Below are 21377 nucleotides of genomic sequence, written 5' to 3'. Positions count from 1 at the left end.
AAGGTCAATCCTGGGAAAGTTCGCTCGCATGCCACGAGCCCAGCGCCACCTTGGTGAGCCAGGCCATCAGCACGAAGAGCGCGACACCGGTGAGGGAAATGAGCAGCAGCGCGGCGAACATGCGCGGGATGTTCAGCTGGAAGCCCGCCTGCAGGATCTGGTAGGCCAGCCCCGCGCCGGAACCGCCCGTGCCCGCGACGAACTCCGCCACCACCGCGCCGATCAGCGCGAGGCCGCTGGAGATGCGCAGGCCGCCGAAGAAGTACGGCAGCGCGCTCGGAATGCGCAGGCGCACCAGCTGCTGCCAGCGCGTCGCGCGGTTGAGCTTGAAGTAGCTCTGCAGGTCGGGGTCGATGCTGCGCAGGCCCAGCGTGGTGTTGCTGATGATCGGGAACAGCGCCACCAGCGCCGCGCACACCGTCATGGCGGCCACCGGGTTCTTCACCCAGATGATGATCAGCGGCGCCACCGCCACGATGGGCGTCACCTGCAGCAGCACCGCGTACGGAAAGAGCGCGGTCTCGATGCGCTTGCTCTGCACGAACAGGAACGAGATCAGCACGCCCGCCACCGTGGCCAGCAGGAACGACAGCAGCGTGATCTTGAGCGTGACCAGCAGCGCGTTGCCCAGCGGCGTCCAGTCGGTCACCAGCGTCTGCATCATCAGATAGGGCGAGGGCACGAGGTAGGCCGGCAGCTCCATCGCCACCACCATCCACTGCCACAGCGCCACCAGCACCACGCCGATCAGCACCGGGTACAGCACGCGCTGCACGCGCGGCTGGCTCATCAGGGGAATGTTCTTCTTCATCGCGCGTGCTCCTCGTCGGTGCTGCTGGCGCGCAGCAGGCTGTCCTGCAGCTGCTTGGCGTGGCGTGCGAATTCGGGCGTCACCATGAAGTCGGCGCTGCGCGGGTACGGTTCGTCGATGTGGAACTGCTCGACCACGCGGCCCGGACGCGCGGCCATCATCACCACGCGGCTCGACAGGAACACGGCTTCGTGGATCGAGTGCGTCACGAAGATCACGGTGAGCTTCTTCTTGCGCCACAGCTCGAGCAGGTCGGCGTCGAGCTTGTGGCGCGTGATCTCGTCGAGCGCGCCGAAGGGCTCGTCCATCAGCAGCAGGTCGGGCTGCGTGACGAGGCCGCGCGCGATCGACACGCGCATCTGCATGCCGCCCGAGAGCGCACGCGGCAGCGCGTCGGCGAACTTCTCCAGCCCGACCAGCGCGAGCGACTCCATCACCCGCGCGTCGGCCTCCTTGCGCGGCACGCCGGCCAGGTCCAGCGGCAGCCGCACGTTGGTGCGCACGCTGGCCCACGGCATCAGCGTGGGCGACTGGAACACGAACGACATCTTGCGTGCGCTGTCGTGCAACTGGCCCACCGGCTTGCGCCACACCAGCAGCCGCCCGTCGCTGGGCTCGAGCATGCCCGCCACCATCTTCAGCAGCGTGCTCTTGCCGCAGCCCGAGGGGCCGAGCAGCGTGACGAATTCGCCCTCGGCGATCGACAGGTCCACCGGCAGCAGCGCCTGCGTGCCGTTGGGGTAGGTCTTCTCGGCCGAGAGCACTTCGACGGCGGGCACCGAAGGCGAGAGTTCCGGCGGTGGCGCCAGGGTGTGGGGTTCGATGCGGTTCATGCGGCGGGCCTTGGCAAGATCAGGGCAGGACCTTGGCGTCCTTGATGAACTCGGTGCTGTACGTCTTTGCGAGTTCGACCTTGGCCGGGTCGAGCAGCTTCGCGCTCACGAGGAAGTCGTAGCTCGCCTTGGCGCGCGCATCGGTCATCACGCCGATGCCCAGCTTGGATGCGTCGCCGCCGGTGATCATCCCCATTTCCTTGAGCTTGGCGACGCTGTAGGCCAGCTGGTCGTCGGTCATGTTGGGGTTGTCCTTCTTGATCAGCGCGTTGGCGGGCGCCGGATCGGCGAGGTAGCTCTTCCAGCCTTCGGCCGAGGCCTTCACGAAGGCGGCGACCTGCTTGTTGCGGTCCTTCAGCGTTTTTTCCATGCATGACACGGTGGTGGCGTAGGCCGGGAAGCCGTGGTCGCTGAACATCAGCACCGTGCTCTTCACGCCGGCCTTCTGGATGGCGTAGGGCTCGGAGGTCAGGTAGCCCTGCTGCGCGGTGTTCTTGTCGGCCACGAAAGGCTGGATGTTGAAGGTGTAGGGGCGCGTCTGCTCGTCGGTGAAGCCGAACTTGGCCTTCAGCCAGGGCCAGTAGCCGCGCTGCGCCTGCGCGCCGATGAGCAGCGTCTTGCCCTTCAGGTCTTCGAACTTCTTCACATCGTCGTGCGCGATCAGCACCTGCGGGTCCTTCTGGAAGAAAGCCGCCACGTTGACCACCGGCACGCCGCCTTCGCGCACCTGCATCATCTGGATGTCGCTCGAGCCCATGATGCAGTCGGCCTGGCCGGCGGCCATCATCTGCGTGATGTTGACCTGCGGTCCGCCCATCTTGATGGTCACGTCCAGGCCGTACTTCTTGTAGATGCCCTGCGCCACGGCCTGGTAGAAGCCGCCGTGCTCGGCCTGCGCGTACCAGTTAGTCATGTAGGTGAACTTGTCCTCGGCCTGCGCGGGCGCGGTGGCGAGGAAGGCGATGGCGGCGGCGCCGGCCAGGGACAGTGCGAAGGAGCGCATGGTGGGGACCTTTCGGAGGCTGGAGAGTTTTCGGGGAAAAAGAATGCGGTGAACGGGCCGATGCAAGAAGCAGGCTCAGGCGGCTTCGAACTGCTGCTGGATGAAGCCCTGCTGGTGCCCGCGCTCCCAGGTGGCTTCCTCGCGCACGACCCAGCGCAGCGCGTGGAGCTCCGTCAGCGCCTGCACCCAGCTGTCGGAGAGCGTCTCGAGAATGGCTTCGCCCTGTTCGCGCGTGGCCGTGGTCGGGTCGCCGATGACGCCGCTCGGGCCGAAGTCGCGCGCGGTCCAGGCGCAGGCCGGGCGGCCGTCGGCCGACAGCAGCTTGATGGGAAAGGGCGGCGGAAAGTTGGCCACCGCGCGCTCCATGTGCACCGTCTCGGGCGCCAGCGCGAGCATCAGCGCGGTCTCGGAATGGCCGGCGTGCATCGCGAGCTTCTTCTCCTGCTCGCTCACCTGCTTGCTGGCCGCGCTCGGCAGGCGCGACACGCCGTGCGGCACCACCACGAAGTCGCCGTGGCGCAGGCGCAGTTCGCGCGCGGCCATCTCCAGCACCTGCGGCTGGCCGCCGTGGCCGTTGGCGAACAGCAGCTTGCGAAAGCCCGCGCGGTACACCGACTCGCCGATCTCGGTCACGGTCGCGAGCAGCGTGGTGCCGGTCAGCGTCATGGTGCCGGGAAAGTGCAGGTGCTCCTCCGACTTGCCGTAGGTGATGGGCGGCAGCGCGAAGGCGCGCACATCCGCCGGCAGCTTCTCGAGCGCCTTGCCCATCACGCCCGACGAGATGACGCTGTCGACCGAGCACGGCAGGTGCGGCCCGTGCTGCTCGATGGCGCCGCAGGGCAGCACGATGACGGTGTTCTCGCGGTCGGGCAGCGCGGCGATTTCGGTCCAGCTCAGGTAGGGCAGGAAGCGGTGGGGCGGGATGTAGCCGTGGAGCATGGGAGTCCTTGGGTTCTTTACTTGGTGAAGAAAGGCGTCGCGTCGCCGTGCGTCACCCGGCCGTCGCGCAGCACCACGCGGGGGGCGGTGCGCGAGGGCCAGCCGTGGCGGTCGGCCTGCGTGAACAGCACGAGATCGGCCCTGGCGCCGACCAGCGTGGGGCTGGATGCCGCCGGCGCGCGCTGCAGCCAGTCGCCGCGGCACAGCGTCTGCGACCAGCTGTCGAAGGGCTCGTCGAGCTGCGCCACCAGCGCGGCGGTGCCCAGCGCTTCCACCGGGTCGAAGCTGCCGAGCCGGCAGAAGGGGTCTTGCACGTTGTCGCTCGCGAACAGCAGCGGAATGCCGCGCTCGCGCGCTTCCTTCACCAGCGTGATGCCGCGCTGGCGCGGCGTGCGGCCGGTGACGGCGTCCTGCAGCAGCAGGTTGGTGGCGGGCAGCGACACCACGGTGATGGGCGCACGCGCCACCGCGTCGAGCGTGGCGAAGGCCTGCGCCTCGGGCTGGACGGAGAGCGCGCAGATGTGGCCGCAGACCACGCGGCCTTCATAGCCGATCTCGCGCAGGATGCGCGCCGTGGTCTGCAGCCCGACTGCTGCGGCGTTGAGCTCTTCGTCCACATGCAGGTCGATGTCGAGGTCGCAGGCCTGCGCCGCGACCAGCAGGTTGCGCAGCGCGTTCTCGCTCCAGTTGGTGGAGTGCACGAAGCCGCCGAGCAGCGCATGCGGCCCGGTGGCCTTCACCTGCTTGGCCAGCCGCATTGCCTGCGCCGCGTCTTCGAACAGCGGCAGCTTGATGAGGCTCACCTGCTCCAGCCGCACCTTGCCGGCCCATTCCTGCGCGAGTTCGGCCATCACCGGCCAGGCCATCGGCAGCGACTCGGGCTCCCACCAGTCGACGTGCGTGCGCACATGCGTGGTGCCGCATTCCCAGGCCCACTGCAGGCCGCGCGAGGCGCGCTCGCGCACGTCGGCGAATGTCCAGTGCACGCGGTCGGCGAGCATCGCGTCGATGGCGCCGAGCAGGCCCGGCCGCACCTCTTTCATGCGCGGCAGCGTGAAAGTCTTGTCGAGGTGCGTGTGCGCGTCGACGAAGCCGGGCAGCGCCAGCCTGCCGGCGGCGTCCCAGCCCGACGAGGAGGGCAGGTCGGCAGCGTGCATCGGCCGCACCGAGTGCACGCGGCCCGCCTCGATCTCGATGCGCGCCAGCACCGGCACGCCCTCGTGCAGCGGCCAGTCCGCCGGCAGCAGCCAGCGCGGCAGCCGCAGGTTGTCGATGTGCGCGGGCGCGTTCATGCGAAGCGCGCCATCGCCTGGCCCACGCGCGCCATAAAGCGCTTGAGCTGGGGCTCGGTCGCGATGTTCATGTGGTAGTGGGCGTGGTAGTCCACCTTGGCCTTCTGGCCGGTGAGCCGCTTCATGTAGCGCGTCACGATCTTTCGTGGCGGGTCGCCCATGTACATCGCCATCCAGCGCGGGCGGCCATAGGTGACCACGGCGCTGATGCGCTTGATGTGCGTGAGCATCGGCTTCACGTTGGCCGGGTCGCTGATGTCGAAGGCCACGCCGGGCATGAAGAGACGGTCGAAGTAGCCCTTGAGCATCGCCGGCAGGCCGAAGCACCACGTGGGGAAGCAGAACACGATGCCCTCGGCCCACTGCAGCCGCTCCACGTAGGGCGCGAGCGGCAGCTGGTTGGACGGCACGTCGTGGTAGCCCAGCCGTTCCTCGCGGGACAGCACCGGGTTGAAGCCCTCGGCATAGAGGTCGCAGTCGTCCACCTCGTGCCCGGCGGCGCGCAGGTTCTTCAGCACCTCCTGGTGCAGGGCGGCATGGAAGCTGGTTTCGACCGGGTGGCAGTAGACGACGAGCACGCGCATGGTGTTTTTGACCGCTTAATCAGAGCAAGTGGTCAGGTTATGCAAGCGACGTGCCAGCGGCTGTGGCCCGGAAAGCGCGGTGGGCACGCCGCTGCTGCACCGAATCCGTGCAACGCGGCGACTGCGGAGGTGCGCGGCGGCCGTGCCGCCCACCCGGCTACGCCTTGATGCCGCAGCCGCCCAGCACGAACGCCACCAGTTCGCGCGCGATCGGTTCGCGGTCGATCGGTGCGTCGGGCGGCAGGCCGAGCATCACGCGCGTCTGGATCGCGTAGTCGGCGTAGCTCTGGGTCATGGCCCAGATGTGCATCAGCAGGATGCGCGCATCGAGCGGGCGCATCTGCCCGCGCGCGATCCAGCCGTTGATGACGTCGACCTTCTTCTGCGTCCACGCCCGCGCGTTGGGCCAGTAGCGGTCGAGGTTGCGCCCGCCGTCGAGGATCTCGCGCGTGAAGATGCGCGACATCTCGGGGCTGTCGATGGCGTGGTCGAGCTTCTTGCGGATGTAGTCGCCCAGCACCGTGGCCGGGTCGCTCGCGTCCTCGAAGGAGAACACCACCTTCCACGCATGCAGCACCTGCATCAGCAGCTCTTCGTAGAGCTCTTCCTTGCCCGCGATGTAGTAGTGCAGCTGGGGCTTGGTCAGGCCCGCGCGCGCCGCGATGGCCTGGGTCGATGTGCCCTTGAGCCCGTGCAGGCTGAACTCCGCCACCGCTGCCGTGCGGATGGCCGCCATGATGCGTTCGCGGCCCGGGCGCGCGCGCGACAGCGGGCCGTCGGGCGCGGGCATTTCCTGGGCGGGAGTCACGGCGGTCGGGGCGGGAAGGGCGGCGGATTCGGCGTTCATGGCAAGGGTGGCAGCAGTGCGCGCGGTCGATGGTAATCCTTCGCGCATGGACGCATGCCATGCCGGCATGAGCGCGCAAGGCATGCCGGCATGGTTCATGTATCTTCCTCGCCGCCTCGAATAATTCATTTCAACCAAGGAGCTCTCCATGTATCTTTCCCCCCGTTTCAGGGCCTTCGCGGCCGGCGCGGCATTGCTGGCCGCCAGTGCGCTCGCGCAGGCACAGCAGGCGCTCCCCAATGTGGTGATCCTGGCGACCGGCGGCACCATCGCGGGCGCGGGCGCATCGGCCGTCAACAGCGCCACCTACGCGGCCGCCAAGGTCGGTGTCGAAAAGCTCATCGCAGGCCTGCCGGAGCTCTCCAAGGTGGCCAACGTGCGCGGTGAACAGGTGTTCCAGGTCGCATCGGAAAGCCTCACCAACGACAACCTGCTGACGCTGGCCAAGCGCGTGTCGGCGCTGTCGAAGCAGAGCGACGTGGACGGCATCGTCATCACGCACGGCACCGACACGCTCGAGGAAACCGCCTACTTCCTGACGCTCACCGTGCACACCAGCAAGCCGATCGTGGTGGTCGGCTCGATGCGCCCGGGCACCGCGCTGTCGGCCGACGGCGCGCTCAACCTGTACGACGCCGTGAGCGTGGCGGGCAGCAAGGACGCCATGGGCAAGGGCGTGCTGGTGACGATGAACGACAACATCGACAGCGGCCGCGACGTGAGCAAGAACGTCAACATCAAGACCAGCGCCTTCTCCAGCCAGTGGGGTCCGCTGGGCATGGTGGTCGAGGGCCGCAACTACTGGTTCCGCGCGCCGGTCAAGCGCCACACCATGAACTCGGAGTTCAACATCGACAACATCAGCGCGCTGCCGCCGGTGGAAATCGCGATGGGCTACGAGGGCGTGTCGTCGATCGCCATCGACGCCATCGCCAAGAGCGGCGTCAAGGCGCTGATCCACGGCGGCACCGGCAACGGCTCGGTGGCCGACCGCATCGTGCCCAACCTGCAGAAGGCGCGCGCCGACGGCGTGATCGTGATCCGCAGCTCGCGCGTGCCCGACGGCTTCGTCATCCGCAACGCCGAGCAGCCCGACGACAAGTACGACTGGGTGGTGGCGCACGACCTGCGCCCGCAGAAGGCGCGCATCCTGGCCATGGTCGCCCTGACCAAGACCAGCGACACCAAGGAACTGCAGCGGATCTTCTGGGAGTACTGAGCCCGCGGGGCTCAGCGCGCGGTGCGGCTCTTGCGGTGCCGCGCGTACTCCAGGCTGCCCACGCACACGAGCAGCCAGGCGAAGCCGGTCAGCAGGCCGGCCGCCACATCGCTTGCGAAATGCACCTGCAGGAAGATGCGGCTGCAGGCGATGGTGACGATGGCCCCGGCGGCGGCCATTGCACCCGGCACATGCCAGCGCGCAGGCAGCGTGCGCAACACCAGGTACAGCAGCATTCCGTAGCTCACGATCGCGCCGGCGCTGTGGCCGCTGGGAAAGCTGTAGCTCGTCTCCAGCGCCAGGCCGTGTTCGTGCAATGGACGGGCCCGCTCGAAGATGTGCTTGAGCGCCGGGTTCAGCACCACGATGCCCCCCAGCGCCAGCATCCAGCCCAGTGCCAGGCCCCGGTGCGCATGCCACCACAGCACGGCCGCCACCAGCAGGCACACCGGGCCGAGGAAGGCCGCGTCGCCCAGGTGCGTGATCCAGCTGAACGTCACCAGCGCCGCCCACGGCAAGTGGGTGGCGATGGCATCGGTCAGCGCGTGGTCAGCCTGGCCGAGCACGCGGCCATCGGAGATGTTCGAGGCGATCCATGCGAACAGGCTCGACGCCAGCAGGATCAGCACGAAGCCCGAGGCGAGGCCGAGCGCGATGCGCGGCTCGCTGGGCTCTTCGGTGTCCTGCGTCTTGAAGTGGCGCTTCTGCAGCACGTGGCAGGCCGCGCCGGCACCGAGCACCGACAGCGCTAGAAGGCACAGGAACCAGGGCAGCGCGTGCGCGCCGAGCTGCTGGGCGGCGACGACAAGGGGGGAAAGAGGGGAGAGGGGTGCAAGAGAGGCTTCCGTCGACATGCGGCGCACCCTAAGGCCGCACCGCTTCACTGGCAAGAGAAAGCCCGAATACTTCAGCGCAGCCGAAGGCTTTGTCGCGCGCCACGTAGTCCCATCGTTCCACCCGGCACGCGCGACGGCCATCGGCGATGTCCGCGCGCACCACGTTCACCGAGTTCGGATACCCGGCGCGCACGCGCGACGACACGGCCGTGCCGGCCTGCACCGCCCAAGCCGTGCGCGCGCAGCCCGAGAACGCGTCGTGCAGCGAACGAACGAACGGCAGGTGGATGTGCCCGCCCAGGATGAGGTCGGCACCCGCCGCGGTCCAGCGCGCCACCGCCCGCTCGCGCCCATGCAGCCGGTTGCCCAGGTCCTGCGTGCGCGTGACCATCACCGGCTGGTGCGTCACCACCACGCGCACCTGCGACGGCGCGGCCAAGGCCAGCCGCTGCGCCACGCGCTCGACCTGCGCGGGCGAGACCGCGCCGTCTTCGTGCCGGTACCAGCGCGTGGTGTTGACCGAGACCACCAGCCACTCGGGCGACTCGAACTCGGGCTCCAGGTCGTCGCCGAAGGCCTGGCTGTAGCGCGCGTAGGGCGACAGGACGCGCGCGGCCAGCTGGTAAAGCGGAATGTCGTGGTTGCCCGGAACCGCCAGCACCGGTGCGCCAAGCCTGTCGGCGAAGGCGCGCGCCGCCGCGAACTGCGCCACCGTGGCGCGCTGCGTGATGTCGCCGGAGAACACCACCACCCCCGGCGACAGCGCGGCCGAAAGCCGCTCCAGCGCCTGAAGCACGTCAGGCTGCTCGGTGCCGAAGTGGGGGTCGGAGATCTGCAGCAGGCAACTCATCGGGGGCTCATTGGACGCTCATTCGCGCGCCGCTTCGAGTTCCGGCGCCGTCTGCGCCGGGCGCACCAGCCACAGCCGCTCGGGCGACACGCGAAAAAGCAGCGGCATGTCGGCCCAGCCGATCTCGCCGTCGGTCGCCACCTTCACGCGGCGTGCCCCCGCCTTGCTCGGCGAGCGGGGGGCTTTCACAGTGAGCGACTCGAACGGAAAGCTCAGCACCTCGTCGGCGTCGCCGAGCCGGCCGAGCGCGCCGCGCACCAGCAGGCCGGGCATCGACAGCGGCCCCACGGGCTTGAGCACGATGGCCGCCAGCTGCCCTTGCTCGGGCACGTCGGCCTCGGCAATGCCGACCTGGTGCAATTGCAGCGGGTTGTTGCCCACGAACAGCGTGGGCGTGCGGATGTCGCGCTCGTTGCCGCGCCAGGCCATGCGCAGGTTCCAGTGCCGGTGGCCGCGCAGCACCGACAGCAGGCCGGCGCCCAGGGCGATCCAGCGGCTGCGGCCGTAGCGCGCCTTGTAGGTCTCGCGCTCTTCCAGCAATTCGGCGTACAGGCCCATGCTGGCGTTGACCAGGAACACCCGGTCGTTCACCAGCCCGACCTGCACCGGCCGGGGCTGCTCGGTCAGCAGGATGTGCAGTGCCTGCGCCGTGTCGCGCGGAATGCCGTGGGTGCGGCTGAAGTAGTTGAAGGTGCCCTGCGGCAGCACGCCGAAGGCACAGCCGCTGCCCAGCGTGGCCTGGGCCACCGCGTTGATGGTGCCGTCGCCGCCCGCGGCCACCACCACGCCGCCCACGGCGCGGGCGCGCTCGACGGCTTCGCGCGCGAGCGCCTGGACCCGGCCGGGCCCGTCGATCAGGAAGATGCGGTGCTTGCGCCCGGCGGCCGCGCAGCCTTCCTCGATGACCCGGCGGGCCTCGGCCGCGTCCTCGCTGCCGGAGCCGGCATTGAGCACGATGAACAGGGGGGAGTCGGGTCCGGTTTCTGGCGCTGGCATGTTTCTGGAAGGTGGGGCGGCGCGGGGCGGAGGCGGGCGGATTTGTACGGGGTGGGGTGTTGTCTCACCCGCGGCGCCACTGCGCGAGCAGGCGACTTCCCGAGCCGCTGTGGGAGAGTTGCCCTCCGAACGTAAAATCGCCCGCTTTCGCGGTGCTTCGCCGCGCTACCGTCCAATGTCCGGCCCCGCCGGCCAGCTTCATGTTGACCTTCCAGCAAATCATTCTCAAACTGCAGTCGTACTGGGCCGACAAGGGCTGTGCGCTGCTGCAACCGTACGACATGGAAGTGGGCGCGGGCACCTCGCACACCGCCACCTTCCTGCGCGCCCTCGGCCCTGAACCCTGGAAAGCCGCCTACGTGCAGCCCAGCCGCCGCCCCAAGGACGGCCGCTACGGCGAGAACCCGAACCGCCTGCAGCACTACTACCAGTACCAGGTCGTGCTGAAGCCCGCGCCCTCCAACATCCTCGAGCTCTACCTCGGCAGCCTCGAAGCCCTGGGCTTCGACCTGAAGAAGAACGACATCCGCTTCGTCGAGGACGACTGGGAGAACCCCACGCTCGGCGCCTGGGGCCTGGGCTGGGAAGTCTGGCTCAACGGCATGGAAGTGACGCAGTTCACCTATTTCCAGCAGGTCGGCGGCATCGACTGCAAGCCCATCACCGGCGAAATCACCTACGGCCTGGAGCGCCTGGCCATGTACCTGCAGGGCGTGGACAACGTCTACAACCTGACCTGGACCGACGGCCTGAGCTACGGCGATGTCTACAAGCAGAACGAGGTCGAGCAGTCGACCTACAACTTCGAGCACAGCGACGCCGAGTTCCTCTTCACCGCCTTCAACGCGCACGAGAAGCAGGCCAAGCACCTCATGACCGAGCAGCTCGCGCTGCCGGCCTACGAGCAGGTGCTCAAGGCCGCGCACAGCTTCAACCTGCTCGACGCGCGCGGCGCGATCAGCGTGACCGAACGCGCGGCCTACATCGGCCGCATCCGCAATCTGGCGCGCAGCGTCGCGCAGAGCTACTACGACAGCCGCGAGCGGCTCGGCTTTCCGATGGCCCCGCGCGAATGGGTCGCACAAATGCCACCGAAGAAGGCGGCCTGAGCCATGACGAGTCCCATGAAGAATTCCCTGCTGGTTGAACTGTTTGTCGAAGAACTGCCGCCCAAGGCGCTGAAGAAGCTCGGCGACGCCTTTGCGGGCGTGCTGCGAGAACAGCTCGTGGCGCAAGGCCTGGCCGAGGCCGGCGCGGTGCTCACGCCGTACGCCTCGCCGCGCCGCCTGGCCGCGCACCTCACGCACGTGGCCGAGCGCGCCGCCGACAAGGCCGTGTCGCAGAAGCTCATGCCCGTGGCCGTGGGCCTCGACGCCTCGGGCCAGGCCACGCCGGCGCTGCTCAAGCGCTTGGGCGCGCTGGGTGCCGACGCCTCGGCCGTGCCCGGCCTGAAGCGCGCGATGGACGGCAAGGCCGAAGCCCTGTTCTACGAAAGCACCGCCAAGGGCGCCACGCTGGCCGAAGGCCTGCAGAAGGCGCTGGCGGAAGCCATCGCCAAGCTGCCGATTCCCAAGGTCATGAGCTACCAGCTCGAAAGCGGCTGCGAGCTGCCGGGCTGGACCAGCGTGAGCTTCGTGCGCCCGGCGCACGGCCTGGTGGCGCTGCACGGCGACACCGTGGTGCCGATCGAGGCCCTGGGCCTGAAGGCCGGCCGCGACACCCACGGCCACCGCTTCGAGGCGGCGGTCGATCCGGTCGTGCTGCGCAACGCCGACAGCTATGCGCTGCAACTGCAGGAAGAAGGCGCCGTCATCGCCGGCTTCGAGGCGCGGCGCGCCGAAATCGCGCGCCAGCTGGCCGCGGCGGCGGTGAAGGTCGGCGGCGGCTCGGTGCCCATCCACGACGACGCGCTGCTCGACGAAGTGACCGCGCTGGTCGAGCGCCCCAACGTGCTGGTCTGCAGCTTCGAGCGCGAGTTCCTCGAAGTGCCGCAGGAGTGCCTGATCCTCACGATGAAGGCCAACCAGAAGTACTTTCCGCTGCTCGACGCATCGAGCAGGCTCACCAACAAGTTCCTGGTCGTCAGCAACATCAGCCCGGACGACGCGAGCGCGGTCATCGGCGGCAACGAGCGCGTGGTGCGCCCGCGCCTGGCCGACGCCAAGTTCTTCTTCGACCAGGACCGCAAGAAGTCGCTGGCCTCGCGCGTCGAGTCGCTGGGCAAGGTGGTCTATCACAACAAGCTGGGCACGCAGGGCGAGCGCGTGGAGCGCGTGATGCGCATCGCGCGCGGCATTGCCGAGAAGCTGGGCGACCCGGCGCTGGCCGCGCAAGCCACCCAGGCCGCGCAACTGGCCAAGGCCGACCTCGTGACCGACATGGTCGGCGAGTTCCCCGAGCTGCAGGGCACCATGGGCCGCTACTACGCCAGGCACGACGGCCTCGACGCCGCGGTGGCCGACGCCATCGAGGACCACTACAAGCCGCGCTTTGCCGGCGACGAGCTGCCGCGCAACAGCGTGGGCCTGGTGGTCGCGCTGGCCGACAAGCTGGAAACGCTGGTCGGCATGTTCGGCATCGGCAACCTGCCCACCGGCGACCGCGACCCGTTCGCGCTGCGCCGCCATGCGCTCGGCGTGATCCGCATGCTGATCGAAAAAGACCTGCCGCTGGGCCTCGATGCGCTGCTGCAGGACGCCGCCGCGCAGTTCGGCGGCATCGCCGGCTTCGACAGCGGCCGCGCCACGGGCGAGCTGCAGGACTTCATCCTCGACCGCCTCGCCGGCAGCCTGCGCGAGCAGGGCGCCAGCGCGCAGGAGGTCGACGCCGTGCTGGCGCCGCGCCCGCAGCGCCTGGGCGAAGTGCCCAAGCTGCTTGCGGCGGTGCGCGCCTTTGCCGCCCTGCCCGCCGCCGCCGCCCTGGCCGCCGCGAACAAGCGCATCGGCAACATCCTCAAGAAGGCCCCCGAGGCCGACGCGCACGTCAGCGAACTGCTGCTGCAGGAGCCCGCCGAGAAGGCGCTGCACGCAGCCATGGCGCAGGTCGTGCCCGCCGCCAACGCGCAGTTCGAAGCCGGCGACTACACCGCCTCGCTGCAGACGCTGGCCGCGCTGCGCGAGCCGGTCGACGCCTTCTTCGACGGCGTGATGGTCAATGCCGAGCAGGCCGACCTGCGGCTGAACCGCCTGGGCCTGCTGATGTCGCTGCACGCCGCGATGAACCGCGTGGCGCAGCTCGAGCGGCTGGCCGTCTGAGTTTCCGCGCTCGATAATTCGCCCCATGAACCGGCAACAACAGATCGACGATTTCCTGCTCCAGGCGCACCGCCTGGCGGTATCGCGACTGCGTGCCGATCCGGGGCGGATCGCGGATGTTTCGGCAACGCTCGAACGATGGCAGGCGCTGGCCGGAGCGACCCGGTCCGACGCCTACTGGAACGAGTGGCGGGCCATGCTGGCGGCGGGTGTCGATGCCATCGAGGCCGCTACTTGCGGCACCGACGACCACGCCGTGGCGCTGCGCAATGTTTCTCCCGTCGGCGTCCTCATGACGCAGCGCGAACGCGGCGAACTCCTGCGTGCGGCGCGGCAAGGCGCACATGCAGCGTAGCGAAGCGGAACATGTGCTGCGCGCGGCGGCCGCGATTGCGCAGGAGCAGTCGTTTGTCGTAGTCGGCAGCCAGGCGCTGCTCTTCCTGTTGCAGGATGCGCCGCAGAGCCTGCTGGTCTCGCGCGAACTCGATCTCTATCCGGCGCTGCATCCCGAGAAGTCGGACCTGATCGATGGCGCCATCGGCGCGTTGTCGAGCTTCGACGACACCTTCGGCTATCACGCGGACGGCGTGGGCCCGGAAACGGCGGTGATGCCGGGCGACTGGATGCAGCGCGCCAGCCTTCACTATGTCGGTGAACTGACGGTGGTGTGTCCGGAGTTGCACGACCTGGCGTTGTCCAAGTGTGTGGCGGGACGCGAGAAAGACGCCGATTTCGTGCGCGAGCTGCTCAGGCTCAAGCTGGTGTCGCCGGTGGTCCTGCGCGAGCGCGCTGCGTTGCTGGATGTGGCGAAATACCCGGTGGCGCAAATTGGCGACTGGATCGAACGGCGTCGCATCGAAGCGGGAGTGCATTCATGAAACTCGTCATCCTCGACCGCAACGGCACGATCAACGTGCACCGCGAAGACTTCGTCAAGAGCGACATCGAGTGGACGCCGCTGCCAGGTGCGCTGGAAGCCGTGGCACGGCTCAACCATGCGGGCTGGCACGTGGTGATCGCGTCCAACCAGTCGGGCCTGGGCCGGGGGCTCTTCGACATGGCCTCGCTCAACGCCATGCACGCCAAGATGCACAAGATGCTGGCGGCGGTGGGCGGCAGGATCGACGCGGTGTTCTATTGCCCGCACAGCCCCGACGAGGACTGCGACTGCCGCAAGCCGAAGCCGGGCCTGTTCCTGCAGATCGGCGACCGCTACGGCATCGATCTGAAAGGCGTGCCGACCGCGGGCGACAGCCTGCGCGATCTGCAGGCCGGCGCGGCCGCCGGCTGCGAGCCGCACCTCCTGCTCACGGGCATGGGCGCGGCCTGCCGCGGCGTCGATCCGCTGCCTTCCGAATACCCGGCGAACACGGTGGTCCACACCGATCTCGCCGCCTTTGTCGATTTTCTGCTCGCGCGCGAAGCGCGGGCCGCGTTGCAGGTGACTGTCTGATGGCGTTTTTCCGTTCCGTTCTCCACGCGCTGTGGATGCTCGTCACCGTGATTCCCTGGGGCATCATCATGTGCGTCAGCTCGCTCTGGAAGCGCGGCATTCCGCTCTACTGGATGGCGGAGCGCTGGCTCGGCTGGGCCATCGGCGGCGCGCGCGTGCTGCTGGGCATCAAGACGCGCGTGAGCGGCATGGAGAACCTGCCGACCGACAAGCTCGCCGGCGCGATCCTGCTGGTCAAGCACCAGTCCACGCTCGAGACTTTCCTGATGCCCACGCTGATGCCGCACCCGCTGGCCTACGTGTTCAAGAAAGAGCTGATCTACATCCCGTTCTTCGGCTGGGCGATGGCGCGGCTGGACATGATCCACATCGACCGCAGCCAGCGCGCGCAGGCCTTCAACAAGGTGGTGAACCAGGGCCGCAAGCTGCTGGCGCAAGGCATCTGGATCATCATGTTCCCCGAAGGCACGCGCATTCCGCGCGGCCAGAAGGGCACCTACAAGAGCGGCGGCACGCGGCTGGCCTGCGAGACCGGCGTGCCGGTGATTCCCATTGCCGTGACCTCGGCCAAGGTGTGGCCGCGCAAGGCCTTCATCAAGCGCCCGGGCGTGGTCGATGTGTCGATCGGCCCGGCCATCTCCAGCGTCGGCCGCAAGCCCGACGAGCTGATGCGCGAGGTCGAGGCCTGGATCGAGGCCGAGATGCGCCGCCTCGACCCCGAGGCCTATCGCGACAGCCCGCCGCAGCTGCAGCAAGAAGCGGCGAGCTGAACGAAAGAGAACCCGCCATGGGGGGCCTGCTGCAGTTCACGCTCGACCTGTTCGAAGGGCTGGGGAGCGAGTTCGCCCCGCGTGCGCCGGCACCCAAGCCGCCGCGCCGCGCGAAGAAGCCTGCCGGCCCCGTGGCCGCGCCTCCCGCCATCGTTCCCGCCGCGCCGCCTGCGCCGCGCGACCTGGTGCCCGGCCCGCCGGCCGTGCCGCTGGCCGACACGCTGACGCTCGCCAGCTTCGCGCATCCGAAGGCCACGCGCGAACTGGTGCTCGGCTCTGCGCGGGTGGCCTATGAATTCAAGCGCGGCAACCGCAAGACCATCGGCTTCCTGGTCGGGGCCGAGGGCCTGTCGGTGCGCGCGCCGCGCTGGGTGGCGCTGCGCGATGTCGACGCGGCCATCCGCGAGAAGTCGGACTGGATCCTGCGCAAGCTGGCCGAGACGCAGCAGCGCCACGCGCGCGTCGAGGCCACGCGCATCGAGTGGCGCGACGGCGCGGAGTTTCCGTTCCTCGGCGAGCCGGTGGTGATCCGGCTCGACCCGAAGCACGGCTTTGCCAGCGTGGGCGGCACGCTCGACGAAAAAGTCGGCGACGGGCCGCGCGTTCTGCGCCTGGCGGTAGCGCAGAACGCCGAGCCTTCGCAGATCCGCGACGCGGCGCAGGCCTGGCTCACGCGGCAGGCGCGCAAGCTCTTCATCGAGCGGCTCGACCATTTCGCGCCGCTGCTGGGCGTGCGCTGGCAGAAGCTGTCGCTGTCGAACGCGGCCACGCGCTGGGGCAGCGCGAGCGCCGACGGGTCGATCCGGCTCAACTGGCGGCTCATTCATTTCCGCATGCCGGTGATCGACTACGTGGTCGCGCATGAACTGGCCCACCTGCGCGTGATGGACCATTCGCACCGCTTCTGGGAAACCGTCGAGAGCGTGGTGCCCGACTACGACCAGCTGCGCCGGCAGCTCAAGGACGAAGCGGTTCCCCGCTGGTCCTGAAGCCCTTGGTTGAGTGTCAGCGCGCGTGCGTGACGCCGCCGTCCACCACCAGCGTCGAACCCATCACATAGTCGCCCGCGCGAGACGCCAGGTAGATGGCAGCGCCCGCCATGTCTTCCGGCACACCGATGCGCCCGGCGGGAATGCGGCCCTTGACCTCGTCGCCGTGGTCGCGCGCGTCCTTGTTCATGTCCGAAGCGAAGGCGCCGGGCGCGATCGCGCTCACCACGATGCGCTCCTGCGCCAGCCGCAGGGCCATGCGCCGCGTCAGCTGGATCAGGCCGGCCTTGCTGGCGGCGTACGAGTAGGTTTCCTGCGGATTGACGGAAATGCCGTCGATCGAGGCGATGTTGATCACCTTCGCCAGGTGGTCCGTGGCGGCCTTCTTGAGCATCGGCGTGAGCGCCTGGGTCAGGAAGAACGGTGTCTTGAGGTTCAGGTCCACCACCTTGTCCCATCCGCTTTCCGGAAACTCCGCGTAGGGCGCGCCCCAGGCCGCGCCCGCGTTGTTCACCAGGATGTCGAGCGTGCCTTCGTGCTTTGCATAGGCCTCGACCAGCTTCTGCGCGCCTTCCACCGTCGACACATCCGCCGGCAGCGACACGCAGTGGCCGAAGGCCGACAGCTCCTTCGCCGTCTGATCGCAGGCCGCGGCCTTGCGCGCCGAGATGTACACGCGCGCGCCCTGGGCCAGGAAGCCCTCGGCGATCATGCGGCCGATGCCGCGCGAGCCGCCGGTGATGAGTGCGGTGCGGCCCTTCAGCGAGAAGAGTTGGGTGGTGTCCATGGTGCGGTTGTCTCCTGAATGAAAGATTTTCAGGAAACGAGCTTAGTGCGCACCGCGCCCGGCCCGCGTCACCTTGGTGCCAGCGACAGGTTCCGGGGGCTGCTGAAGCGGCGCGGCTCGCCCGTGACCGGGTCGGTGAAGGCCACCGACTTGGCCAGCAGCTGCAGCGGCTTGTCGAAATCGTCGGTGTTCTCGGGCAGCAGCACGGGGTAGATCGGGTCGTTGACGATCGGCATGCCCAGCGCCAGGCAATGCACGCGCAGCTGGTGCTTGCGGCCGGTGACGGGCGAGAGCTTGAGCAGCGCATGGCCGTCGCGCGCGGCCAGCAGCTCGATGTGCGTCTCCGAGTTGGGTTCGCCGGGCTCCTCGCGAACGCGCATGAAATGGTCGTCGTCGACCAGCCGGCTGCGGTAGGTGGAGGGCACCGACGAGACGCCGTCCTGCCAGGGCACGACCGCTTCATAGTGCTTGTCGATGCGGCGCTCGGGGAACATCGCCTGGTAGGCGCCGCGTGTTTCCTGGCGCACCGAGAACAGCACCAGCCCCGAAGTGCTGCGGTCGATGCGGTGCAGCGGCACCAGGTCGTCGATCTTCAGCTTGCGCTTGAGCCGCACCAGCAGGCTTTCCTGCAGGTACTTGCCGGTGGGCGTGACCGGCACGAAAGGCGGCTTGTCGACCACCAGCAGCTGGTCGTCCTGGAACACCACCTGCTCCTCGAAAGGAATGTGCACTTCGTTGTCGAGCGAGCGGTAGTAGTACACGCGCAGCGGCGACTGGTAGCGGCGCTGCGCCGTCACCGGCACGTGGTGCTCGTCGATCACGTCGTTGGCCGCGATGCGTTCGAGCCAGGCCTCGCGCGTGATGGCGGGGAAGCGCTCGATCAGGAACTCGGCGATGGTCGGCCATGGGCCGTGCGGCAGCCCGACGCAGCTTGGCCCCACGCCGTCGCGCGTGGGCAGCGGCAGCTGCGGCGGACGGCGTCTCGTCATCGCGCGGTTGCCTGCCGCAGCAGCGGCAACGCCTCGGCAAGCGAAGGCCGCGCGGCGGGAACAGGCTGCAGGCAGCGGTCCTTGAAGGCGCTCACCGAGGCCGGCACGGCATCGGTGCAGCGCTCGAGCAGCTCTTCGAGCAGGCAGCCGAAGGCGCGAATTTCGAGCGCCTGGAATGCACGTGCCTGGGCCTCACCGAGCGAGCCGGTCATCCAGGCCGCGCCGAAGTCGCCGAGCCGGCCTTCGCCTTCGGGGCTGCGCAGGATGTTGTGCGCATACAGGTCGCCGTGAAGAATGCCGCGCGCATGCAGATGCTGCATGGCCGAGGCGATGTCCCGCGCGATGCGCAGGGCGATGGCCGCGGGCCAGCGTGCTTCGTCCGCATAGACGTCGCGCGTGCACGATGCCAGGCTGGGCGGCCCCGCCAGCGTGCTGAAGCGCGGGTCGACCAGCCCCATCACCAGGCCTTCGGTGCCTTGCGGATGCCCGTCGATGCGGCTTTGCGCGGCGATCAGCGTGGGGTGCGCGCCCGCGCCGATGCAGGCGGCCATTTCGCTGTGCGGCCAGCCGTCGCTGGTGACGGCGCCCTTGAAGAGCTTGACCGCCACCTGTTGCGATGCGCCGAGCGTCGCCTGGTGGATCACGCCCGATGCGCCTTCTCCGAGCTTGCGGCCCAGCGTCAGCTCATGCCAGTCGACATGCGGCACCGACTGCGCTGCGATGGCGGCGTCTTCGGCTTGCGTGTCGAAGGGGTTGCCGGCGCAGGCGAGCCACGACAGGCGTGGCAGCGTCGGCAGCCATTCGGGCAGCGTCTCGAAGCGGTTGGCCGAGATGCGCAGCAGCTCGAGGCGTTCGAGCCCGGCCATCGAAGGCGGCAGCGCGCGCAGCAGGTTGCCCGCCAGCATCAGCTTCTGCATGCGCGTGCAGGCGCCGAGCGCATCGGGCAGCTCTTCGATGCGGTTGTCGGTCAGGATCAGCCAGCGCAGCGAAGGCGGCAGGGCGGCGGCCGGCACGCTGCGGATCCGGTTGGCCTTGAAGCCCACGATGTCGAGGCTGCGGCACCGGCCGACGGCTTCGGGCAGTTCGGTGAAGCGGTTGTCGGAGCAGAAGAGCACGCGCAGCCTGTGCAGGCGGTGCAGGTCGTCGGGCAGGGTGTCGAGCGCATTGCCCGACAGGTTCAGCACCTCGAGCGAATCGGCCAGGTCGAAAACCTCTCGCGGAAACTCGGTGAGCCCGCACGAGAGGTCGATTCTTGTTGCGCCTGCCAGCCGGCCCGCGCGCAGCTGTGCCAGCGTGTCGTCCATCCGGAGAGTCTAAGCCGTGGTGGCCTGGGGGCCGAAGCGGTAGATGCCGTCCTTGCCCAGCTCGCGCTTCACCTGGCCCGAGAACCACAGCAGGTGAAGGTGGGCCACGGTCTCGCCCATGGCGAAGGTCATCTGGTGCAGGTCGAGTTCGCGCTTGAACAGGATCGGCAGGCCTTCGGCCGCGGTGAGCGGGCGCGCCACGCAGGCTTCGAGCAGTTCGGCCAGTCGGTCGCGGTGGTGCTCCTGCAGCTGGTCGACGCGGCGGTGGATGCCGGTGAATGGCTTGCCGTGCGAGGGCAGGCCCAGCGCGTCGGCCGGCAGGGCCTTGAACCTGTCGATGCTGTCCAGGAACAGCCGCAGCGAATTGGCTTCGGGCTCGCCCGCATGCACGCTCACGTTGGTGGAGATGCGCGGCAGCATCATGTCGCCGCCCAGCAGCAGCTTGAGCTCGTCGCAGTACAGCGAGATGTGCTCCGGCGCATGGCCGTAGCCGCTGATGCAGCGCCAGGCATGGCCGTCGATCATGACGGTGTCGCCGTCGAGCATGCGCACGAAGCTGTCGGGCACCGAGGGCACCATGTTCGCGTAGTAGTTGGTGCGCGCGCGGATCTTGGCGATGGATTCGGGGTCGGTCAGCCCGTGCGAGGCGAAGAAGCGCGCGGCCTGTTCGCCGCCGGCCAGGGTGTCGCCGGCGGTGCTGAGCACGCGCGCCACGTGGTAGTCGGTCGAGCTGATCCACAGCGGCACGTTCCAGCGCTGGCACAGCCAGTGCGCCAGGCCGATGTGGTCGGGGTGCATGTGGGTGACGATGACGCGCAGGATCGGCAGGCCCTGCAGCTGCGTCTCGAAGATCTGTTCCCACTGCGCGCGGGCCTCGTCGTGGGCGATGCAGCAGTCGACCACCGTCCAGCCGGCCACGCCGTCGATGGTGTCGCGCAGCAGCCAGAGGTTGATGTGGTCGAGCGCGAAGGGCAGCCGCATGCGGATCCAGCGCACGCCGGGCGCCACTTCCATGGCTTCGCCGGGCTGGGGCAGCGTGTCGCCCAGGGGATAGTGGAGTTCGCGTTCGAGGAGGTTCATGTAAGATTGACGTTTACGTAAACGTCATGGAATGAGGGCTCCATTGTAGGGATCGCGGGGGAAACCTGCTGTCGCCCCGGTAACCCTCCTTTCGGCGTCCCTTTCGCCTCCACCGTCGTCATGCCTGCGCAAACCTTCACCATCAGCCAGCTCGCGAAGGAATTCGACCTCACGACGCGGGCCATCCGCTTCTACGAGGACATGGGCCTGCTCACGCCCGAACGCGCCGGCCTGCAGCGCATCTACAGCGCGCGCGACCGCGCCCGGCTCACGCTCACGCTGCGCGCCAAGCGCCTCGGCCTGAGCCTGACGGAGGCCAAGGACATCCTCGACATGTACGACAGCCCGCGCGACACGGTGCCGCAGCTGGAAAAGTTTCTCGGCGTGCTGGGCGCGCACCGTGCCCAGCTCGAGGCGCAGCTGGCCGAGTTGCAAGCCAACCTTGCGGAAGTCCGCGAACATGAGAAAAAGGGGCGCGCCACGCTGGCCAGGGCGCAAAAGGCTGCCAAAGCCTGAAAAACACGACTCATCGACAATAGCT

At 68.7% G+C, this 21377-nt stretch carries 23 protein-coding genes; 9 read left to right on the top strand and 14 right to left on the bottom strand.

Annotation, left to right across the window (positions count from 1 at the left end):
- Window positions 1–4: 4 nt before the first annotated feature.
- From QRN67_RS26540 to QRN67_RS26510, 7 genes are all read right to left on the bottom strand, one after another.
- Window positions 5–811: an ABC transporter permease gene (locus QRN67_RS26540; protein WP_081270158.1), complete on the bottom strand. Its 807-nt coding sequence runs from the start codon at window positions 809–811 to the stop codon at window positions 5–7.
- The gene (locus QRN67_RS26535) at window positions 808–1644 is read right to left on the bottom strand and encodes an ABC transporter ATP-binding protein (RefSeq protein ID WP_081270157.1); all 837 of its coding nucleotides are present in this window, start codon (window positions 1642–1644) and stop codon (window positions 808–810) included. The genes QRN67_RS26540 and QRN67_RS26535 overlap by 4 nt, the downstream gene beginning before the upstream one ends.
- Window positions 1645–1663: 19 nt before the next feature.
- Window positions 1664–2647 carry an ABC transporter substrate-binding protein gene (locus tag QRN67_RS26530; RefSeq protein WP_285414269.1) on the bottom strand — a complete coding sequence of 328 codons (984 nt, stop codon included), beginning with the start codon at window positions 2645–2647 and terminating at the stop codon, window positions 1664–1666.
- 75 nt (window positions 2648–2722) lie between these two features.
- The gene (locus tag QRN67_RS26525) at window positions 2723–3586 is read right to left on the bottom strand and encodes a creatininase family protein (RefSeq protein WP_285414268.1); all 864 of its coding nucleotides are present in this window, start codon (window positions 3584–3586) and stop codon (window positions 2723–2725) included.
- A gap of 17 nt (window positions 3587–3603) precedes the next feature.
- A complete protein-coding gene (locus QRN67_RS26520; RefSeq protein ID WP_285414267.1) occupies window positions 3604–4878 on the bottom strand; it encodes an amidohydrolase family protein in 1275 nt (424 codons plus the stop codon).
- A complete protein-coding gene (locus tag QRN67_RS26515; RefSeq protein WP_285414265.1) occupies window positions 4875–5462 on the bottom strand; it encodes an NAD(P)H-dependent oxidoreductase in 588 nt (195 codons plus the stop codon). Before QRN67_RS26515 ends, QRN67_RS26520 begins: the two co-directional genes overlap by 4 nt.
- 157 nt (window positions 5463–5619) lie before the next feature.
- On the bottom strand, window positions 5620–6309 hold the full coding sequence (locus QRN67_RS26510; RefSeq protein ID WP_172839924.1) for a TetR/AcrR family transcriptional regulator: 690 nt from the start codon (window positions 6307–6309) through the stop codon (window positions 5620–5622).
- A 148-nt stretch (window positions 6310–6457) separates the two neighbouring features.
- Between QRN67_RS26510 and QRN67_RS26505 the strand changes: the two genes are divergently transcribed.
- Entirely contained in the window at window positions 6458–7528 is a 1071-nt protein-coding gene (locus tag QRN67_RS26505) for an asparaginase (protein WP_081270152.1), read from the top strand.
- Window positions 7529–7539: 11 nt separating this feature from the next.
- Here QRN67_RS26505 and QRN67_RS26500 read toward each other — a convergent pair whose 3' ends face one another.
- From QRN67_RS26500 to QRN67_RS26490, 3 genes are read right to left on the bottom strand one after another with little or no spacing between them, the layout of a single operon-like run.
- The gene (locus tag QRN67_RS26500; RefSeq protein WP_285414263.1) at window positions 7540–8382 is read right to left on the bottom strand and encodes a phosphatase PAP2 family protein; all 843 of its coding nucleotides are present in this window, start codon (window positions 8380–8382) and stop codon (window positions 7540–7542) included.
- A 10-nt stretch (window positions 8383–8392) separates the two neighbouring features.
- Complete coding sequence (locus QRN67_RS26495; protein WP_285414262.1) at window positions 8393–9214, bottom strand: metallophosphoesterase family protein; 822 nt, start codon at window positions 9212–9214, stop codon at window positions 8393–8395.
- Window positions 9215–9232: 18 nt separating this feature from the next.
- Window positions 9233–10210, bottom strand: coding sequence for a diacylglycerol/lipid kinase family protein (locus QRN67_RS26490; protein WP_285414260.1), 978 nt, complete (start codon window positions 10208–10210; stop codon window positions 9233–9235).
- Window positions 10211–10410: 200 nt separating this feature from the next.
- Here QRN67_RS26490 and glyQ point away from each other — a divergent pair, with 200 nt between their 5' ends.
- Genes glyQ through QRN67_RS26455 form a run of 7 tightly spaced genes read left to right on the top strand, consistent with a single transcriptional unit; the run spans window position 10411 to window position 16676 of the window.
- Window positions 10411–11319, top strand: a complete 909-nt coding sequence (gene glyQ / locus QRN67_RS26485) for a glycine--tRNA ligase subunit alpha (RefSeq protein ID WP_056577308.1) — start codon at window positions 10411–10413, stop codon at window positions 11317–11319.
- A 3-nt stretch (window positions 11320–11322) separates the two neighbouring features.
- Window positions 11323–13464: a glycine--tRNA ligase subunit beta gene (gene glyS, locus QRN67_RS26480; RefSeq protein ID WP_285414257.1), complete on the top strand. Its 2142-nt coding sequence runs from the start codon at window positions 11323–11325 to the stop codon at window positions 13462–13464.
- A 25-nt stretch (window positions 13465–13489) separates the two neighbouring features.
- Complete coding sequence (locus QRN67_RS26475; RefSeq protein WP_081270148.1) at window positions 13490–13819, top strand: hypothetical protein; 330 nt, start codon at window positions 13490–13492, stop codon at window positions 13817–13819.
- Window positions 13809–14342: a DUF6036 family nucleotidyltransferase gene (locus QRN67_RS26470; protein WP_285414256.1), complete on the top strand. Its 534-nt coding sequence runs from the start codon at window positions 13809–13811 to the stop codon at window positions 14340–14342. The genes QRN67_RS26475 and QRN67_RS26470 overlap by 11 nt, the downstream gene beginning before the upstream one ends.
- Complete coding sequence (gene gmhB / locus QRN67_RS26465) at window positions 14339–14917, top strand: D-glycero-beta-D-manno-heptose 1,7-bisphosphate 7-phosphatase (protein WP_081270146.1); 579 nt, start codon at window positions 14339–14341, stop codon at window positions 14915–14917. Before QRN67_RS26470 ends, gmhB begins: the two co-directional genes overlap by 4 nt.
- Window positions 14917–15687 carry a lysophospholipid acyltransferase family protein gene (locus QRN67_RS26460; protein ID WP_081270145.1) on the top strand — a complete coding sequence of 257 codons (771 nt, stop codon included), beginning with the start codon at window positions 14917–14919 and terminating at the stop codon, window positions 15685–15687. Before gmhB ends, QRN67_RS26460 begins: the two co-directional genes overlap by 1 nt.
- Window positions 15688–15704: 17 nt before the next feature.
- Complete coding sequence (locus QRN67_RS26455; protein ID WP_285414254.1) at window positions 15705–16676, top strand: M48 family metallopeptidase; 972 nt, start codon at window positions 15705–15707, stop codon at window positions 16674–16676.
- Window positions 16677–16692: 16 nt separating this feature from the next.
- On the opposite strand, the gene QRN67_RS26450 is transcribed toward QRN67_RS26455, so the two are convergent.
- From QRN67_RS26450 to QRN67_RS26435, 4 genes are all read right to left on the bottom strand, one after another.
- Window positions 16693–17463 carry an SDR family oxidoreductase gene (locus tag QRN67_RS26450; protein WP_285414253.1) on the bottom strand — a complete coding sequence of 257 codons (771 nt, stop codon included), beginning with the start codon at window positions 17461–17463 and terminating at the stop codon, window positions 16693–16695.
- Window positions 17464–17531: 68 nt separating this feature from the next.
- Window positions 17532–18452 (bottom strand): pseudouridine synthase, encoded by a 921-nt coding sequence (locus tag QRN67_RS26445; RefSeq protein WP_285414251.1) that lies wholly within the window; start codon window positions 18450–18452, stop codon window positions 17532–17534.
- Window positions 18449–19756, bottom strand: a complete 1308-nt coding sequence (locus QRN67_RS26440; RefSeq protein ID WP_285414249.1) for a leucine-rich repeat-containing protein kinase family protein — start codon at window positions 19754–19756, stop codon at window positions 18449–18451. Before QRN67_RS26440 ends, QRN67_RS26445 begins: the two co-directional genes overlap by 4 nt.
- A gap of 9 nt (window positions 19757–19765) precedes the next feature.
- Window positions 19766–20836, bottom strand: a complete 1071-nt coding sequence (locus QRN67_RS26435; protein WP_285414247.1) for an MBL fold metallo-hydrolase — start codon at window positions 20834–20836, stop codon at window positions 19766–19768.
- 120 nt (window positions 20837–20956) lie between these two features.
- Here QRN67_RS26435 and QRN67_RS26430 point away from each other — a divergent pair, with 120 nt between their 5' ends.
- Entirely contained in the window at window positions 20957–21352 is a 396-nt protein-coding gene (locus tag QRN67_RS26430) for a MerR family transcriptional regulator (protein WP_081269634.1), read from the top strand.
- Window positions 21353–21377 lie beyond the last annotated feature (25 nt).

The organism is Variovorax sp. efr-133-TYG-130 (genome assembly GCF_030208835.1).
In the GTDB taxonomy this organism is placed as follows: domain Bacteria; phylum Pseudomonadota; class Gammaproteobacteria; order Burkholderiales; family Burkholderiaceae_C; genus Variovorax.
The sequence above is the reverse complement of the archived record's forward strand: the minus strand, read 5'-3'. Positions and strand labels throughout refer to the sequence as shown.

Bases quoted from the DNA above. Each gene is read 5' to 3' on its own strand.
- QRN67_RS26540 (WP_081270158.1), bottom strand. From the start codon at position 811: ATGAAGAAGAACATTCCCCTGATGAGCCAGCCGCGCGTGCAGCGCGTG.
- QRN67_RS26535 (WP_081270157.1), bottom strand. From the start codon at position 1,644: ATGAACCGCATCGAACCCCACACCCTGGCGCCACCGCCGGAACTCTCG.
- QRN67_RS26530 (WP_285414269.1), bottom strand. From the start codon at position 2,647: ATGCGCTCCTTCGCACTGTCCCTGGCCGGCGCCGCCGCCATCGCCTTC.
- QRN67_RS26525 (WP_285414268.1), bottom strand. From the start codon at position 3,586: ATGCTCCACGGCTACATCCCGCCCCACCGCTTCCTGCCCTACCTGAGC.
- QRN67_RS26520 (WP_285414267.1), bottom strand. From the start codon at position 4,878: ATGAACGCGCCCGCGCACATCGACAACCTGCGGCTGCCGCGCTGGCTG.
- QRN67_RS26515 (WP_285414265.1), bottom strand. From the start codon at position 5,462: ATGCGCGTGCTCGTCGTCTACTGCCACCCGGTCGAAACCAGCTTCCAT.
- QRN67_RS26510 (WP_172839924.1), bottom strand. From the start codon at position 6,309: ATGAACGCCGAATCCGCCGCCCTTCCCGCCCCGACCGCCGTGACTCCC.
- QRN67_RS26505 (WP_081270152.1), top strand. From the start codon at position 6,458: ATGTATCTTTCCCCCCGTTTCAGGGCCTTCGCGGCCGGCGCGGCATTG.
- QRN67_RS26500 (WP_285414263.1), bottom strand. From the start codon at position 8,382: ATGTCGACGGAAGCCTCTCTTGCACCCCTCTCCCCTCTTTCCCCCCTT.
- QRN67_RS26495 (WP_285414262.1), bottom strand. From the start codon at position 9,214: ATGAGTTGCCTGCTGCAGATCTCCGACCCCCACTTCGGCACCGAGCAG.
- QRN67_RS26490 (WP_285414260.1), bottom strand. From the start codon at position 10,210: ATGCCAGCGCCAGAAACCGGACCCGACTCCCCCCTGTTCATCGTGCTC.
- glyQ (WP_056577308.1), top strand. From the start codon at position 10,411: ATGTTGACCTTCCAGCAAATCATTCTCAAACTGCAGTCGTACTGGGCC.
- glyS (WP_285414257.1), top strand. From the start codon at position 11,323: ATGACGAGTCCCATGAAGAATTCCCTGCTGGTTGAACTGTTTGTCGAA.
- QRN67_RS26475 (WP_081270148.1), top strand. From the start codon at position 13,490: ATGAACCGGCAACAACAGATCGACGATTTCCTGCTCCAGGCGCACCGC.
- QRN67_RS26470 (WP_285414256.1), top strand. From the start codon at position 13,809: ATGCAGCGTAGCGAAGCGGAACATGTGCTGCGCGCGGCGGCCGCGATT.
- gmhB (WP_081270146.1), top strand. From the start codon at position 14,339: ATGAAACTCGTCATCCTCGACCGCAACGGCACGATCAACGTGCACCGC.
- QRN67_RS26460 (WP_081270145.1), top strand. From the start codon at position 14,917: ATGGCGTTTTTCCGTTCCGTTCTCCACGCGCTGTGGATGCTCGTCACC.
- QRN67_RS26455 (WP_285414254.1), top strand. From the start codon at position 15,705: ATGGGGGGCCTGCTGCAGTTCACGCTCGACCTGTTCGAAGGGCTGGGG.
- QRN67_RS26450 (WP_285414253.1), bottom strand. From the start codon at position 17,463: ATGGACACCACCCAACTCTTCTCGCTGAAGGGCCGCACCGCACTCATC.
- QRN67_RS26445 (WP_285414251.1), bottom strand. From the start codon at position 18,452: ATGACGAGACGCCGTCCGCCGCAGCTGCCGCTGCCCACGCGCGACGGC.
- QRN67_RS26440 (WP_285414249.1), bottom strand. From the start codon at position 19,756: ATGGACGACACGCTGGCACAGCTGCGCGCGGGCCGGCTGGCAGGCGCA.
- QRN67_RS26435 (WP_285414247.1), bottom strand. From the start codon at position 20,836: ATGAACCTCCTCGAACGCGAACTCCACTATCCCCTGGGCGACACGCTG.
- QRN67_RS26430 (WP_081269634.1), top strand. From the start codon at position 20,957: ATGCCTGCGCAAACCTTCACCATCAGCCAGCTCGCGAAGGAATTCGAC.